Below are 551 nucleotides of genomic sequence, written 5' to 3'. Positions count from 1 at the left end.
TTCTCTTTTCAAAGCCTATGCCTGTAAACGAAATTAATTTGCTGCTCGATGAGTATAGTAAAAAAATAAGCCTTTAATAAATAGGTTATTTTGAGCCTTTGTAAAATTGAAGCTTAAATCAAACATCTGTGTAACCTTAAGCTAAAAACCTTTGGTTTGTGTCACATACTCAAACTAAAGGCTCTCCAATTGGCACAGCCTAGCGGATTAAAACTTAAAACACATGCAAATCAGCTGTGTTTTTTCAAATGCTGACCGATGACAGCCAATACTTTTTCTTTTAACTCTGCTGCCTGAAAACTTCCTTTTACAAGGTAACCTTTAACAAAATCGTGTGACATTATAATCTTTTTTTCTTCTTCTCTTTCTGATGAGCTAAACATCATAACCACACACGAGCTGATTTCTATCATCTTTCTTAGTTTAGAAAATTCCTCTAAAAATTGGATCCCATTAACTCTTGGCATATTAATGTCTAAAAATATAAGTATTGGAGGAAATCCATCAGGGTATTCTTTTCTGTTAGCTTCATAATTCTCTAAAAATTCTAA

Annotated in this window: 1 protein-coding gene; it reads right to left on the bottom strand. The window is 32.5% G+C overall.

What is annotated here, in order from left to right; all coding sequences use genetic code 11:
- Positions 1-230 precede the first annotated feature (230 nt).
- The coding region (locus GQR46_RS20460; protein ID WP_165742366.1) for a response regulator at positions 231-551 on the bottom strand (321 nt) is incomplete at its 5' end.

It is taken from the genome of Pseudoalteromonas sp. Z1A6, assembly GCF_011378745.1.
In the GTDB taxonomy this organism is placed as follows: Bacteria; Pseudomonadota; Gammaproteobacteria; order Enterobacterales; family Alteromonadaceae; genus Pseudoalteromonas; species Pseudoalteromonas arctica.
Note: the sequence above shows the minus strand (reverse complement) of the source record. Positions and strands in the feature narration are given on the sequence as shown.